Origin of the sequence: Parahoeflea alexandrii (assembly GCF_027214025.1) — a bacterium.
GTDB lineage: Bacteria > Pseudomonadota > Alphaproteobacteria > Rhizobiales > Rhizobiaceae > Hoeflea > Hoeflea alexandrii_A.
This window is the reverse complement of the sequence record NZ_JAPWHB010000002.1, coordinates 667,315-682,419: the sequence shown is the minus strand read 5'-3', so window position 1 is coordinate 682,419 and position 15,105 is coordinate 667,315. Positions and strand designations below refer to the sequence as shown.

Annotated in this window: 12 protein-coding genes; 8 read left to right on the top strand and 4 right to left on the bottom strand. The window is 63.7% G+C overall.

Annotation, left to right across the window (positions count from 1 at the left end; all coding sequences use genetic code 11):
• The first annotated feature begins 1 nt into the window (after position 1).
• Together cynS and O4H62_RS09450 are read left to right on the top strand one after the other, a co-directional pair.
• Positions 2 to 454 carry a cyanase gene (gene cynS, locus O4H62_RS09455; protein ID WP_269387254.1) on the top strand — a complete coding sequence of 151 codons (453 nt, stop codon included), beginning with the start codon at positions 2 to 4 and terminating at the stop codon, positions 452 to 454.
• The gene (locus tag O4H62_RS09450) at positions 454 to 918 is read left to right on the top strand and encodes a nuclear transport factor 2 family protein (RefSeq protein WP_269387253.1); all 465 of its coding nucleotides are present in this window, start codon (positions 454 to 456) and stop codon (positions 916 to 918) included. Before cynS ends, O4H62_RS09450 begins: the two co-directional genes overlap by 1 nt.
• Positions 919 to 1,000: 82 nt before the next feature.
• Here O4H62_RS09450 and O4H62_RS09445 read toward each other — a convergent pair whose 3' ends face one another.
• Both O4H62_RS09445 and O4H62_RS09440 read right to left on the bottom strand, forming a co-directional pair.
• A complete protein-coding gene (locus tag O4H62_RS09445; protein WP_269387252.1) occupies positions 1,001 to 2,992 on the bottom strand; it encodes a PhoX family protein in 1,992 nt (663 codons plus the stop codon).
• Between the two features lie 158 nt (positions 2,993 to 3,150).
• Positions 3,151 to 4,386, bottom strand: a complete 1,236-nt coding sequence (locus tag O4H62_RS09440; RefSeq protein WP_269387251.1) for an MFS transporter — start codon at positions 4,384 to 4,386, stop codon at positions 3,151 to 3,153.
• Positions 4,387 to 4,588: 202 nt separating this feature from the next.
• On the opposite strand from O4H62_RS09440, the gene O4H62_RS09435 reads away from it, so the two are divergent.
• The 6 genes from O4H62_RS09435 (at position 4,589) to O4H62_RS09410 (ending at position 12,868) form a co-directional block, all read left to right on the top strand.
• Entirely contained in the window at positions 4,589 to 7,351 is a 2,763-nt protein-coding gene (locus O4H62_RS09435; protein ID WP_269387250.1) for a DUF2339 domain-containing protein, read from the top strand.
• A gap of 75 nt (positions 7,352 to 7,426) precedes the next feature.
• Positions 7,427 to 8,077 carry a hypothetical protein gene (locus O4H62_RS09430; protein ID WP_269387249.1) on the top strand — a complete coding sequence of 217 codons (651 nt, stop codon included), beginning with the start codon at positions 7,427 to 7,429 and terminating at the stop codon, positions 8,075 to 8,077.
• 152 nt (positions 8,078 to 8,229) lie between these two features.
• Entirely contained in the window at positions 8,230 to 9,309 is a 1,080-nt protein-coding gene (gene nadA, locus O4H62_RS09425) for a quinolinate synthase NadA (RefSeq protein WP_269387248.1), read from the top strand.
• Between the two features lie 51 nt (positions 9,310 to 9,360).
• Positions 9,361 to 10,956 (top strand): L-aspartate oxidase, encoded by a 1,596-nt coding sequence (locus O4H62_RS09420; protein ID WP_269387247.1) that lies wholly within the window; start codon positions 9,361 to 9,363, stop codon positions 10,954 to 10,956.
• 3 nt (positions 10,957 to 10,959) lie between these two features.
• Positions 10,960 to 11,835 (top strand): carboxylating nicotinate-nucleotide diphosphorylase, encoded by an 876-nt coding sequence (gene nadC, locus O4H62_RS09415; RefSeq protein ID WP_269387246.1) that lies wholly within the window; start codon positions 10,960 to 10,962, stop codon positions 11,833 to 11,835.
• A gap of 136 nt (positions 11,836 to 11,971) precedes the next feature.
• Complete coding sequence (locus tag O4H62_RS09410) at positions 11,972 to 12,868, top strand: DMT family transporter (protein ID WP_269387245.1); 897 nt, start codon at positions 11,972 to 11,974, stop codon at positions 12,866 to 12,868.
• Positions 12,869 to 12,976: 108 nt separating this feature from the next.
• On the opposite strand, the gene O4H62_RS09405 is transcribed toward O4H62_RS09410, so the two are convergent.
• Both O4H62_RS09405 and O4H62_RS09400 read right to left on the bottom strand, forming a co-directional pair.
• Complete coding sequence (locus tag O4H62_RS09405; protein ID WP_269387244.1) at positions 12,977 to 14,599, bottom strand: BCCT family transporter; 1,623 nt, start codon at positions 14,597 to 14,599, stop codon at positions 12,977 to 12,979.
• 51 nt (positions 14,600 to 14,650) lie between these two features.
• Positions 14,651 to 15,067, bottom strand: a complete 417-nt coding sequence (locus O4H62_RS09400) for a universal stress protein (protein WP_269387243.1) — start codon at positions 15,065 to 15,067, stop codon at positions 14,651 to 14,653.
• Positions 15,068 to 15,105 lie beyond the last annotated feature (38 nt).

The following is a 15,105-nucleotide window of genomic DNA, read 5'->3' as shown; positions in this document are numbered from 1 at the left end:
CATGGCAAAAATGATGACCAAGGAAGACGTGACTGAAATGATCCTCTCGGCCAAGCGGACGACCGGCATGAAATGGGAGGAGATCGCCGAGAAGATCGGGATGTCGCCGGTCTGGACCCACTCGGCCGCAATGGGCATGAACGCCATGCCCAAGGACAAGGCCGAGGCGATGGTCTCGGTGATGGGCCTGCCGCAGGAAGCTGCCCTGGTGCTGCAGGAATACCCGACCAAGATCTGGGAACAGGCGGTGCCGACTGACCCCTGCATCTACCGGCTCTACGAAATCGTCGGCGTCTACGGGCCGACGATCAAGACGCTGATCCAGGAAGAATTCGGCGACGGCATCATGTCGGCCATCGATTTCGACATGCAGATCACCCGTGTCGCCAATCCCAAGGGCGACCGCGTCAAGATCGAGATGTCCGGCAAGTTCCTCGGCTACAATTCCTGGTAATGTCGCGGCCTCCTTTCCCACCGTTCACCGAAGAAACGGCTGCCCAGAAGATCAGGGCAGCCGAGGATGGCTGGAACGGCCGCGACCCGGCAAAGGTCGCGCTGGCCTATACGCCGGACAGCAAGTGGCGGAACCGCTCGGAGTTCATCAACGGGCGCAGCGAGATCGAGGCGTTCCTGACACGAAAGTGGGAGAGGGAGCTCGACTACAGGCTGATCAAGGAACTCTGGGCATGTTCCGGCAACCGCATTGCTGTCCGCTTTGCCTATGAATGGCACGATGCGGCAGGAACCTGTTACCGCTCCTACGGAAACGAGAACTGGGAGTTCGACGAGGCGGGCTACATGATGGCCCGACATGCCAGCATCAATGATGTCGAGATCGCGGAAGCCGATCGCAAGTTTCACTGGCCGCAGGGGCGGCGGCCCGACGATCATCCGGGGTTGACGGAGCTCGGCTTGTAAAGCCGGGCGGAACGATGGTCATCGGAACGACAAAGGGCGCCGCTGGCGCCCTTTGCTGTTGGAAGCGGTTGTCCGGTGGCGATCAGGCCATGCCGATCTTGCCGCCGCCCTGTCTGGTGACCGCGACAACGGCCGGGCGGACCGGCATGTCGTCACGGAAATCGGGCCAGCGCGTTGCCGGCTGCTCATAGGTGGCCAGACCCTCGTCGCCGGGATGCTGGACGGCGAGGAAGACGGTTTCTCCCTTCGGATCGAACAGCGGGCCGCACATCTCGGCGCCGACCGGCACCCGGAAGAACAGCTTCGAGGTGGCGCGGGCTTCACCCTCGGTGTCGACGGCCCAGAGCCCGTCGGCGCGGCCGGTCTTCTTGGCCGAGTTGCCGTCGGTTGACACCCACAGCCGGCCGTCGGCGTCGATGGCGCAGTTGTCGGGCATGCCGAACCAGCCATTCGTGGTAGTAGCCGACGAGAAGCTGGCGCCCACCTCCGCCACCGACGGATCGCCGCATTTGAGCAGGATTTCCCAGGTCGATTTCGTGGAGGCGAAATCGCCATCGGTTTCGCTGATCTCGATGATGTGGCCGAAGGCGTTCTTGGCGCGCGGGTTGGCGGCGTTCTCGTCGCCCTCCTTGCGGCGGGTGTTGTTGGTCAGCATGCAATAGACCTTGCCGGTCATGGCATTGGGCTGAACGTCTTCGGGGCGGTCCATCTTGGTGGCGCCGAGAAGGTCACCGGCGCGGCGGGCCTCGATCACCACGTCGGCCTGGCTCGAAAAGCCGTTGCCGGCCGTGAGCGGGCCTTCACCGTGCACCAGCGGCAGCCAGTCGAGCGTGCCATCGTCGTTGAAGCGGGCGACATAGAGCGTGCCGTCATCAAGCAGGTCCATGTTGGCGGCGCGGTCGTCGGGATTGTAGGTGCCGGCGGTGACGAACTTGTAGACATAGTCGAAGCGCTCGTCGTCGCCGCAGTAGAGCACCACGCGGCCGTCCTTGTTGACAACGCTCTCGGCGCCCTCATGCTTGACGCGTCCCAGGGCCGTGCGCTTCTTCGGCACCGAATTCGGGTCCATCGGGTCGACCTCAACCACCCAGCCGAAACGGTTGGGTTCATTGGGCTCCTTCGAGACATCGAAACGGTCGTGGTGAGCGCCCCAATTGTACCAGCCGGCCGGCGCGCCGTAGCGCTTGTAGTTGGCGGCTTCCGGATGGCCTTCCGGCAGGTCTCCCATGAAGTAGCCGTGGAAGTTTTCCTCGGCCATCACCCAAGTGCCCCAGGGGGTGACGCCGCCGGCGCAGTTGTTGAGCGTGCCGAACACCTTCGTGCCGGACGGATCGGCATTGGTCTTGAGCCGGTCGTGACCTGCGGCCGGGCCAGTCAGTTCCATTTCCGTGCCGACATGGATGCGGCGGTTCATCTTGCCGTCGAGCACGGGCGTCCACTTGCCGTTTTCCTTGCGGATCTCGATGACGGTGCCGCCATGGGCCGCCATTTCGATGTCGACGATGTCCCTGGTGAACTCGCCCATCATCACCTTGTCCTTGCCGTCGCCGTCCTTGCCGATGGTGGCCCAGTTGGGGAACATCAGTTCGGCGTTGGTGTATTCGTGGTTGACGACCAGCAGGCCGTGATCGCCGGTGTCGTCAAGCGGCACGAAGCCGACATAATCGTTGTTGTAGCCGAACTGCCGGGCCTGGCTTTCAGGCGTCTGGTTCATCGGGTCGAATTCGGGCGAGTCTGCAAACACCTTGTCGCCCCAGCGCATGAGCACATCGGCATCATAGCCTTCGGCAACGTGATGGGTCTCATCGACGCCGGCTTCGACTTCGGTGAAGGAGAAGGCGCTCATGCCTTCGGCGCGGGCCTCGTCGACGATCATCAGCGCCAGCGGGCTGACGGTTGAGGCGATGGCGGTGACGGCGAGCGAGCCGCCGAGAAAACTGCGGCGCGAAAAGCGGCGGTTGATGATGTCGCCCATGGTCGGGTTGTCCGACGGGTTGCGGCCGACATCTTCCTCGGCTTCACGGATCTCGGTGAGATTGATGAGTGCGTCTTCTGGCTTGAACATCTCGTTCATGGCTGTCTCCATCGTGTTGGACTGACCCCGATGGATGCAAATGTACCATTTTGCGTAACAGGCTTATGACAGATGTCATCAATGGCCCGCATTCTTGGAATGCGGGCCTCAAGGGGTTGGGGAGGTTGCCCTTGGTCAGCCCTCAGGGGCAAATGCCTTCATTCCGCGGGCGCAAGCACAGGCCGTTCCACCGCCTGTTCCCTGATCGGCCAGTGCACGATGGCGGCAAACAGGCCGAGCGCCACGCCCAGCCACCAGACTGGATTGTAGGTGCCGAAGATGTCGTAGAGGTAACCGCCGAGCCAGACGCCGAGGAACGAGCCGACCTGGTGGGACAGGAAGACGAGGCCGCCGAGCATGCCGAGATGGCCGGTGCCGAACATGATGGCGACGAGTGCGTTGGTCGGCGGAACTGTCGACAGCCAGAGCAGGCCCATGACAATGGCGAAGATCACCACCGAGGTGCTGGTCTGCGGCAAGAGCAGGAACGCGGTCACCGCGATCGAGCGGCCGATATAGATCCAGACAAGCGCCATCGGCTTGGAATAGCGCTGGCCGATATAGCCGGATGTGAGCGAGCCGATGATGTTGAAGAAGCCGATCAGCGCCAGCGACAACACCGCATAGGAGCTATCTATACCGATGTCGCGCAGATAGGCGGGGAAGTGTGCGGTGATGAAGGCAACCTGGAAGCCGCAGACGAAGAAGCCGGAGACCAGCAGGAGATAGCTCTTGTGGCCGAGCGCCTCGCGCAGGGCTTCACCGATCGACTGCTTGTACTGCAGGGCCGACTGGGTGCCCGAATTGGAGTTGCCGCGCAGCGGAATGGCCAGGAATGGGATGATGAACATCATCGCGGCCATCCAGATGAGCGCCTCGTGCCAGCCATAGGCGTCGATGAGACCCTGGCTCAAAGGCGCGAAGACGAACATGCCGGCAGAGCCCGCGGCTGTGCCGATGCCGAAGGCCATGGAGCGGCGTTCAGGCGCCACGTTGCGGGCGAAGGCAGCCAGTACGATGCCGAAGGAGGCCGAGGCGATGCCAAGGCCTACGAGCACGCCGCCGCCGATGTAGAACCAGCCGGGCGTCGGAGCGACCGACATGAGGAAGAGCCCGCCCGAATAGACGATTGCCGAGAGGGCCAGCACCTTCCATGTGCCGTACTTGTCAGCGATCGCGCCGAAGAAGGGCTGTCCCAGGCCCCAGAACAGGTTCTGGATGGCCATGGCGAGCCCGAAAGTGGTCCGGTCCCAGCCGGTTTCGGCAAGCATCGGCAGCTGGAAGAAGCCCATGGCCGAACGCGGTCCGAAGGACAGAAGCGCGATCAGCGAGCCGGCAATGATGATCAGCCAGGGCAGCGGCGGAACGGCTGGGGAGGGGCGGGTTTCGGACATGGATGGCTCCTGGAATGTGCGGCGACTTTAGGGGATTCCATCCATTCGACAAGTGCATTTGATTGAAGGAATGGATCAGCAGAATTGATGTTCGCCACTCGTTAACCGCGAAAGTCGACACTGGCGGCTGATTTCGCACACCATGGTTGTGGACGGCTGTGACAGTGTATAACCGGGACCATTCACTTTACTGGATTTCCGCATGTTCTCCTTGCTTGGTTTTTTGCTTCTGATCGCCCTGGCCCTGTGGGTGCGCAGTGTTTCGCTTGAACAACGCCGGATGGCCGAGGAATTGGTACTGCTGCGCCGTCAGCTCGACCGGCTTCCGGCCGGGGAAGCCGCGGCCTCCGGCACCGAGACTGGCGATGAACCGGCAGAGCTGCTGCGGGATGCGCCTGAAAGCACGGGCACCGGGCCGGAACCGGAGGACCTTGAGCCGAAGGCCGCCGAGGCGGCAGATGCTGCCCGGCTTGCAACCGGTGCCGATGCCGGGCGGCCGGACGTCGTCGAGACCGGTTCCGAGCCGCGCGGCGAGACCGAGGCCGGGTCGCCGGAGGTCGCCGCTGCAGACGCGCCGAGCCCTGGCAAGGGCATGGACCTGGAGAGCCTGATCGGCGGCCGCTGGTCGGCGCTGCTTGGCGGACTGGCGGTTGCCCTGGGGGTTCTGTTCCTGGCGCGCTACTCGATCGAGGCGGGTCTGCTCGGGCCGCGCGCCCGGATGACCATGGGCACGCTGATGTCGCTGGCCCTGTTCGGCGCCGGTGAATTCATACGCCGCCGCGACCGGCGGGAGGCGATGCCGACGCTGATGAGTGCCGACATTCCGGGGATCCTGACCGGGGCAGGTGCAATCGGCGCCTTCGGCACGCTCTATGCGGCCTACGCGCTCTACGGTTTTATCGGCCCGGCCATCGCCTTTGTCGGCCTGACCGTTCTCGGTATCGCCAGCCTGCTTCTGTCCGCGGTTCACGGCCCGAAACTCGCGGCTCTCGGATTGATCGGTGCCTATGCGTCGCCTCTGCTCGTCTCCTCGCAGGAACCCAATCCGGTGGCCTTCGGCGCCCATATCCTGGTGGTGACCGCTTCGGTCATGGGTGTCGCGCGGATTCGCGGCTGGCGCTGGCTGGCGATCGGCGGGATCGCCGGGTCGACTGTCCTGGCCTTGCTGCTGTTGACGATCTCGACGCTGACAGCCTGGTTCACCCTCGGACTTCTGCTCGTGGCGTTGTTTGCCGTTCACGTCACAAGCCTGGTCGCCGGCATCGAGGCGCGTCCGGATCCGCTCGAGGACCGGCCGGCGGCGCGGCTTGCGATCGGGGCCGTGCTTTGCGTCGTCCTGGTTGGCGTTCTCGCCATCCTGACCTGGGACACTCAGGTGCCGTTGCTGCTCCTGGTGTCCGGTCTCGCCGCGCTGATGGTGGCCGCCGGCGGGGTCTGGCCGTCGCTGTCGCTCATAGCCCCTTTTTCGACGGTGCTGATCGTTGTGGCGCTGTTGGCGCTCAGGATCGATTTCCCGGTCATCGCGGGCATCACCTCCGGTCTCGATATCCGCGACGGCCTGATGGCGCCGGATCTCGGCGGCTTTGTCCGCAACAGCCTGCTGCTGGCGGTTCCATCCTTCCTGCTTGCCGTCTTCTTCGGTCTCAGGGCAGCGGCGACCGCCCCGATCGCGGCCGGGCGGCTGTCGGTTGCGGTGAGCGCCATTACCGTCCTGACCATGGCGGCGATCTATCTGTCGATCGCCCCGTTCGAAACCCATGTTCCGACCGGGCTCGCGGCGCTGGCGCTCTCGGCAATGATGGTCGGGCTGACCGAGAAGTTCGGCCGCGCCAGAGCGGATGACTGGTCGGCCGCGGCCCCGGCATGGCTGGCGGTGGGCGCAGTGGCGCTCGCGGGGCTGGCCGTCGCCATCCTGCTGACACGTCAATGGATCCCGCTGGGGTTTGCGGTCACCGCTGCCGGCGCCTGCCAGATCCATGGCAGACGGCCGGTGCCGGCGCTCGGGTGGCTTGCCGTGGTGCTGGCCCTGCTGGCCTCATCGGGGCTCTATTTCAATGCACCGTTTTCCGCCGATGTCATCGGGTCGACGCCGTTGTTCAACTGGCTGGTCGTGATCATCGCCCTGCCGGCCGCGCTGTTGATCTGGGGCGGCCTGGCGTTGCGCGGATCGGGCGGACGCCGGCCCGGCGAACTGGTGATCGCCTTCGGTCTGGCTCTGGCCGGTCTGTTCGTGGCGCTGGAGCTGCGCCACTTCATCGCCGGTGGCGACATTGCCGGCGCGCCTTTCGGCCTGATCGACATGGCGACCCAGTCGATTGCGGCGCTGGGCTTCTCGATCGGGCTGCAATGGGCCGCCCGGCGCAGCGACGCGAGCGTGTTTCCGCTGGCCTCGCTGGTGGTCGGGGCGCTCGGGATCGCGGCGATGGTGATCGGGCTGATCGCTGTCTTCAATCCGTTCCTCAGCCAGGCGGCCGTCGGCGAAGGGCGGGTGTTCAACCTGCTGCTTCCGGGCTACCTGATCCCCGGCCTGCTTGCCGCCCTGACCGGCTATCTCGCGCCGGCAACCCGGCCCGGCTGGTACCGGATCGGCTATGGCGCAACAGGTGCCGTGCTGCTGTTCCTCTATGTGTCGCTGATGGTCCGGCACGGGTTTCAGGGCGAGAAGGTCGGGTTTCTCCGGACCACGTCGGATGCGGAGATCTGGGCCTACTCGGTGGCGTGGCTGATCATGGGCGGCTGTACCCTGGCGCTGGGACTGGTGCTCCGGTCGTTGCCCCTACGGGCGGCGTCTGCGGCGGTCATCTCGCTGACGGTCGCGAAGGTGTTTCTGATCGACATGTCGGCGCTGACCGGCGCCTTGCGAGCCTTTTCCTTCATCGGACTTGGAGTCTCGCTGATGGTCATCGGCCGGTTTTATCAACGGGTGCTGCTGCGCACCGGGAACCGGTCGGGCAACAAGAGCTGAACCGCGCCTTTGTTGACAGGGGCCGCTGCCGGGGGAATGCTTGCCAGGGTGTTGGAACCGGCAGGAGACAGGGCAATGAGACAGGGCGTATTTGCAGCGGCGATGATATCCGGCCTTTTGTTCGGGGCCGTGTCAGGCGCCGGCGCTCAGGACTTCGATCCGGGCCGGGCGACGTTCGATCCCGAAAGCCAATTCGTCATCACGCCGTTTGGCGCCATCATCGGCGATCCGGCGCAGGTCACCGACCTCTCGACCGATCGGACCGGGTTCACCTATTGCTCGGCTGTGCCGGACAAGGATCGCGGCCTCTTGCTGATGGCATCCATCGTGGTCCCGGCCCAGGACGGCGCGGAGGGCGGCGGCCATTCGATTATTATGACCGTCGATCAGGCCCGCACGTTCATTGCGCATCTGCGCAAGGCGCCGGAATGGGCCAAGGTGGCCGCGGAGAACAAGGTCGGCCTGTTTTCCAAGCCGATCGGCGACGTGATCGGCGCGGAAGGCGATGCCGAGCACATGGCGATCACATTCGTCTCCGACGAAAACAGCAACGGGTCGGTGCGAATCGAGCACATGCTGGGTGGCGTGGCCAATGCATTCGGGATCGGGATCAATCCGGCGCTGAAATATGCCGGGCAGGCCGAGTATACACTTGAAAAGGCGCTTGCCGAGACACCCGCTGCCGCGCCTGCGGAGGACGCGGAGAAAAGCAAGCTGTTCAAGTAATCCCCAACCGCCGCCTGTCAGTGGCAATGGCCGGCCGACTTGCATTCGGAAAGGCAAAGTCCTATGTGAAGGGTTCCCCGGCATTGCCGGGTTCTTTTGAAACCCCATTATGCTCAAAGTGAGCATAATGGATGATGACGGGAGGGTTTGCCATGACCCGGTTGGAGACAGGCACGAACGCACAGGCCGCAAGGCAGGCGCAAAGTGCAGCGGAGCGGTTCGGCGTAATGGAGCGTCCGGAGTTGAAATATACCCCGGCGGTAGCGCGCGAGACGGCGCATCTTTACGAGCGTGTGCGCCAGCACATCCCGGAAATCGAATGGCCGGTCTACGCGCCCTATGTCCACGCCATCAACCGGATCAAGAAGGAACGCGGAGCGGCAATCCTTGCGCACAACTACCAGACGCCGGACATCTTTCACTGCGTTGCCGATATCGTCGGCGATTCGCTGCAGCTGGCGCGCGAGGCGTCAAAGGTCGACGGCGAGATCATCATCCAGTGCGGCGTGCACTTCATGGCCGAGACCTCGAAACTCCTGAACATGGACAAGACCGTGCTGATCCCTGACGCGCGGGCCGGGTGTTCGTTGTCCGATTCGATCACCGGCGCCGACGTGCGGCTCTTGAAGGAGCGCTATCCCGGCGTGCCGGTTGTGACCTACGTCAACACCTCGGCCGACGTGAAGGCGGAAACCGATATCTGCTGCACCTCGTCGAATGCCGTTGCCGTCTGCGAAAGCTTCGAGTCGGACACGGTTCTGTGCATTCCCGACGAATACCTGGCGATGAATGTCGCCAAGCAGACCAAGAAGAAGATCCTGACCTGGAAGGGTCATTGCGAGGTGCACGAGCGTTTCACGGCTGAGGAACTGCTCGCCTACAAGGAAGCCGATCCGACCATCCAGATCATCGGCCATCCCGAGTGCCACCCGGACGTGATCGCGGTCTGCGACTATTCCGGCTCGACTTCCGGCATGATCAACTACGTCAAGGACAATCGGCCGCCGCGGGTGCTGCTGGTGACCGAATGCTCGATGGCGTCCAACATCGAGAGCGAAGTTCCGGGCGTCGACTTCGTCAAGCCGTGCAATCTGTGCCCGCACATGAAGCGGATCACCCTGCCCAAGATCCTCGACAGCCTGCTCACCATGACCGAGGAGGTTGTGGTCGATCCGGCGATTGCCGACCGCGCCCGCCTGGCGGTCGAGCGGATGATCAACCTCAAGAACTGACGTTCTGGCCTGGCGGCCGCAGCGCCGCACTCGTCCAGCAGGGAGTACGCCATGGCGTCGACAGCGATTGCCGTTCATCAGCCGCAAGCGGCCAAGCGATCCGACGAAGTCGTCATCATCGGCGGCGGGCTTGCCGGGCTGTTCTGCGCGCTGAAACTGGCGCCCAAGGCGGTGACGGTTCTGGCCGCCGCCCCGATCGGCCGCGGCGCGTCCTCGGCCTGGGCGCAGGCCGGCATCGCCGCCGCCGTCGGGCCCGGCGACACGATCGAAAGCCATGTCAACGACACCATCATTGCCGGCGACGGAATTGTCGATGAGAAGATCATCCGGATGATGGCGTCGGAGGCGTCTGACCGGATCCATGACCTGCTCGGCTACGGCGTGCCGTTCGACCGCGATCTCGAAGGCCATCTGGCGGTGAGCCGTGAGGCCGCGCATTCAGAGAGCCGGATCGTGCGGGTCAGGGGCGACATGGCGGGACGCGCCATCATGGAGGCGCTGGTCGCCTCGGTGCGCAAGAGGCCGTCGATCCGGGTGCTGGAAGGCTATGTGGTCGAGGATCTGATTGTCGAAGAGGGCCGGGTGACCGGCGTCATCGCCCGGGACAGCGCCGGCAGCGGCGAGGAATTGCAACGGATCACCGGCTCGAACGTGGTGATGGCCACCGGCGGCATCGGCCATCTCTACGAGGTGACGACCAACCCGACCGAGGCGCGCGGCGGCGGCATCGGCATGGCCGCGCGCGCCGGCGCACGGATGGCCGACATGGAGTTCGTGCAGTTTCACCCGACCGCGATCAATGTCGGCAAGGACCCGGCGCCGCTCGCCACCGAAGCCTTGCGCGGCCATGGCGCGACGCTGCACAATGCTGCCGGCGAGCGATTCATGCTGCCGCTGCACAAGGATGCGGAACTGGCGCCGCGCGATGTGGTGGCGCGCGGCATCTTCGCCGAGGTGAAGGCCGGGCGGGGTGCCTTTCTCGATTGCCGCACGGCGGTGCCAGGATTTGCCGAAGAATTTCCCACGGTCTACGGCTACTGCCGGGAGGCCGGCATTGACCCGATCAGCGAGATGATCCCGGTCGTCCCGGCGGCGCATTATTTCATGGGCGGGATCTGGACCGACATCAATGGCCGGACCTCGCTGCCCGGCTTCTGGGCCTGCGGCGAATGCACCTCGACCGGCGCGCACGGCGCCAACCGGCTGGCGTCGAACTCGCTCTTGGAAGCGGTGGTGTTCTCCGCCCGCATCGCCGAGACGCTGAAGGGCGAGATCAAGCCCGATGCGCCTGCAAACTGGCAGGATGGCTCGGTGACGACGACCGAGCACATCACCGAGAACGACCATCCCAACATGGTGGCCCTGCGCAAGACCATGAGCGCCAATCTGGGTGTGCTGCGCGACGGCGAGGGCATGCGTGCCGCACTTCACACGATTTTGCACCTGGCGCGGGAAAGCCACTCGGTCCGCTTCGACAATGTCATCACCACGGCGAAACTGATCGCGGTCTGCGCGCTCAACCGCACCGAAAGCCGCGGCGGGCATTTCCGCACCGACTATCCGGAAGAACAGGCGGACTGGAAACGGCGGACGCTGGTGACGCTCGATCAGGCCCATGCCATCATTCCCGACCTGCTGGAGGGCTGACCCATGACACATGCCTATCTTCCCGAACTGCCGCAGCTGATGGTCGAGGAACAGGTGCGCGCAGCGCTCATCGAGGATCTCGGCCGGGCAGGCGACATCACCTCGAACGCCACGATCGGCCCGGAGAAACAGGCGACCGCCGAGATGAATAGCCGCGAAGAAGGCGTCATCGCCGGGCTGCCGCTGGCTGCGACCGCTTTCCGGCTGATTGATCCGGCGATCCGCTTCGAGGCGCTGGTGGCTGACGGTGCGCGGGTGGAGCCGGGCACGTTGATTGCCCGGATCTCGGGCCCTGCACGCGGGCTTCTGTCAGCCGAAAGGGTGGCGCTGAATTATCTCATGCATCTGTCGGGGATTGCTACCTACACGGCGCGGTTTGCGGATGCGATTGCTCACACCGAGGCCCGGGTTACCTGCACCCGCAAGACCATACCGGGGCTCCGGTCCGTGGAGAAATATGCCGTGCGCTGCGGCGGCGGCTCGTCGCATCGCTACGGGCTCGATGACGCCATCCTGATCAAGGACAACCATATCGCCGTCGCCGGCGGCATTGCCGAAGCACTCAGAGCCGCCAAGGCCTTTGCCGGGCATCTGGTCAGGATCGAGATCGAGGTCGACACGCTCGAGCAGTTTGCGCAGGTTCTGAATGAGGGGGCGGATGTCTGCCTGCTCGACAACATGGGGCCGGACATGCTCAGGCAGGCGGTGGCGATGAATGCCGCCAGGAGCGGCGGCCCGATCAAGCTCGAGGCCTCGGGCAACGTCAATCTCGACACGATCAGGGCCATCGCCGAGACCGGCGTTGACTACATCTCGACCTCGAAGATCACCATGGCTGCGCCCACTCTCGACATCGGGCTGGATATGGCGATCGGGTGAGCCCCGGTGATGTTCACTTTTGTGATGGCCGGATCAATTGTTTTGCTTGATCAGTTCATGTGTTGAAGCCCCGGTCTTATTTGGTTAACTGGCGAAGCGGTTGAGATCGCCCGACCAAGCCAGAACTGGATTTCCCTTGACACATCACATTGCGACGGACCGCAAGGCCAACCTGGCAGGCAGTGCCTGGATGATCGCGGCGATGGCGGTTTTTGCCATCGAGGATGCCCTCATCAAGGCTGCGTCCACGATGCTGCCGGTCGGCGAGGTTCTCGTCCTTTTCGGTCTCGGGGGCGCTCTTGCTTTCGCCTTCGTGGCGCTCATCAACAAGCAACCGCTGTACAATCCGGGCGTTGTTTCCCGGCCGATGTTGATCCGCGTGGTATTCGAGGTCTCCGGTCGTCTGTTCTATGTACTTGCGCTTTCGCTGATCCCGCTGTCGGCGGTCACAGTGATCCTGCAGGCGACGCCGCTTGTGGTGGTGGCGGGCGCGGCCGTGGTGTTTGGCGAAAAGGTCGGATGGCGCAGATGGACCGCGATTTTCCTCGGGCTTGCCGGGGTCGTTGTCATCATTCAGCCCGGAACGGACGGGTTCTCGATGCTCTCGCTTCTGGCGGTTCTCGGCATGCTCGGATTTGCCGGACGTGATCTGGCCAGCCGCGCCGCACCGGCCACAATGAGCACGGCGATCCTCGGCCTGTACGGCTTCATCTCCATTATCGTTGCCGGCGGCCTGTACTCGGCCTGGCAAGGCGTCGCTTTCGTGATGCCTGATGCCCGGATATCGCTCTATGTGCTGGGGGCTGTTCTTGCCGGCGTCACCGCCTATTCCTGCCTGATGAAGGCGATGCGCACCGGAGAGGTGTCGGCTGTCACCCCGTTCAGGTATTCGAGGCTGCTGTTCGGCATTGCGCTCGGGATCGTCCTGTTCGGCGAGCGGCTGAGCCTCGCCATGGTGGTCGGATCGGGGCTGATCGTCGTCTCGGGGCTGTTCATCCTCTGGCGTGGCAGGCAGGTCAGCGGGAGGACATAAGCCTTTTGTCGTCTGCGGTTGGCCTTGAACGGTTGCAGCGGTTGGCGGGCCGGACGGACCTGCCGGAACGAAGAGGGCCGCCGTTACAGACGGCGGCCCCTGATGGTGTCAGCGCGGTTCGCTGTGCAATCCCTTGAGGATGGCGAAGCAGGCGAGCAGCAACACGATGGTGAAGGGGAATCCGGTCGAGACCGCCATCGCCTGCAAGGCCCCCAATCCACCGCCGAGCAGCAGCGCAATGGCGACCAGACCCTCGAAACTTGCCCAGAAGACGCGCTGCGGCACCGGCGCGTCGACCTTGCCGCCGGCGGTGATGGTGTCGATCACCAGCGAGCCGGAGTCCGACGAGGTGACGAAGAACACGATCACCAGCACGATGGCGATGAACGAGGTGATCTGCTGCAGCGGCAGCGCTTCGAGCATGGCGAACAGCTTGAGCTCGAGCGGTGCGTCGACGACGGCCTGGTAGCCGTCATTGACGAGCTGGTCGATGGCTGTTCCGCCGAAGACCGTCATCCAGAACACCGAGACCAGCGACGGGATGATCAGAACGCAGACGAGAAACTCGCGCACCGAGCGTCCGCGGCTGACGCGGGCAATGAACATGCCGACAAAAGGCGACCAGGAGATCCACCAGGCCCAGTAGAAGGCGGTCCAGCCCTGGCGGAAATTGTCGTCCGTGCGCCCGAACGGGTTGGACAGTTCGGGCAGGTAGCGCGCGTATTCATAGAGATTGTGGAAGAAGCCGGTGAAGATCGCCACAGTCGGCCCGACCAGCAGCACGAAGACCAGTAACAGGGCGGCCAGCACCATGTTGATCTCGGACAGGCGCTTGACGCCGGCGTCGAGGCCGGCCACCACCGACATCAGCGCCACGCCGGTGATCGCGACGATCAGCACCACCTTGGAGACATCGCTGACCGGGATGCCGAAGATGTGGTTGAGGCCGGCATTGGCCTGTTCGGCGCCGAACCCCAGCGATGTGGCGAGGCCGAACAGCGTGGCGAACACCGCCAGAATGTCGATGATGTGACCGGTCCAGCCCCAGACGCGTTCACCGAAGATCGGGTAGAACACCGAGCGCATGGTCAGCGGCAGGCCCTTGTTGTAGGCAAACAGCGCCAGCGCGAGCGCGACGATCGCGTAGATCGCCCAGGGGTGCAGACCCCAGTGGAAGATCGTCGCGGCCATGCCGAGATCGCGTGCTTCGGCATTGTTTCCCGGGGCTCCGGCAAGGGGCGCCCAGCTTTCCGCGGTGCCGGCATTGTCGGCGACGGACGACGAGAAATGCGAAATCGGTTCGGAGACGCCATAGAACATCAGCCCGATGCCCATGCCTGCGGCAAACAGCATGGCAAACCAGCCGGAATAGGAATAGTCCGGTGTCGCGTCCTTGCCGCCGATGCGGACCTTGCCGTAGGGCGAGACGATCAGAAACAGGCACAGAAGCACGAATATGTTTGCGGCGGTGAGGAAGAACCAGTCGAAGGTTCCCGTCAGCCAATCGCGCAGATCGTTGAAGGCCGGGCCGAGGCTGTCCTGAAAAGCCAGCGTGACAAAGACGAAAGCAACGATGGTCAGACCTGAAATGGCGAAGACCGGATTGTGGATATCAAGGCCGAACGGGCCGACCGACATCGAGATATTGTCCTGACCGACCTCGTATTCGGTATCGATCAGGTTGGCCGGGCCTTCCGGTTCCGGAATGCCCTGTCCGCTGGTGTCACTCATGGGGTGCTCTCTCTTTTTGTTTTGATTCTTGCAGGTGATTCCGGTCAGCGCCTAGCCGCGGACGAGAAAGACCGAGGCATCGGTATGGGTCGCCAGCTTGCCGCCGTTTGACGGCCAGACGTGGTCGACGACATTCGGAATATGGGTCGCCATGACAACGAGATCGCTTTGAGTGTCATGCACCGCCCTGATCAGGGCGTCGTCGAGATCGACGGCGGGGTCATGGCTGACAATGGTCACGGCCTGGGTTTCGATACCGTGAGCTTCGGCCTGGCCGGCGGCGAAGCCGGCGAGTTTCTTTTCATACTCGGCGGGATTGTGGCCAAGCGGTCCCGGTGTCGAGGCCGTCACGCCCACATAGGTCACCGGTGCTTGATAGATCTTTGAAATATCTGCCGCCGTGTCGAGTGAATGTTTGAGATTTTCAGCATGTGAAAGATCCACCGGCACCATTATTCTCTTGTACATAATTTTTCCCCGTCAGTTTCCTGGCCGGCATTTTTCTG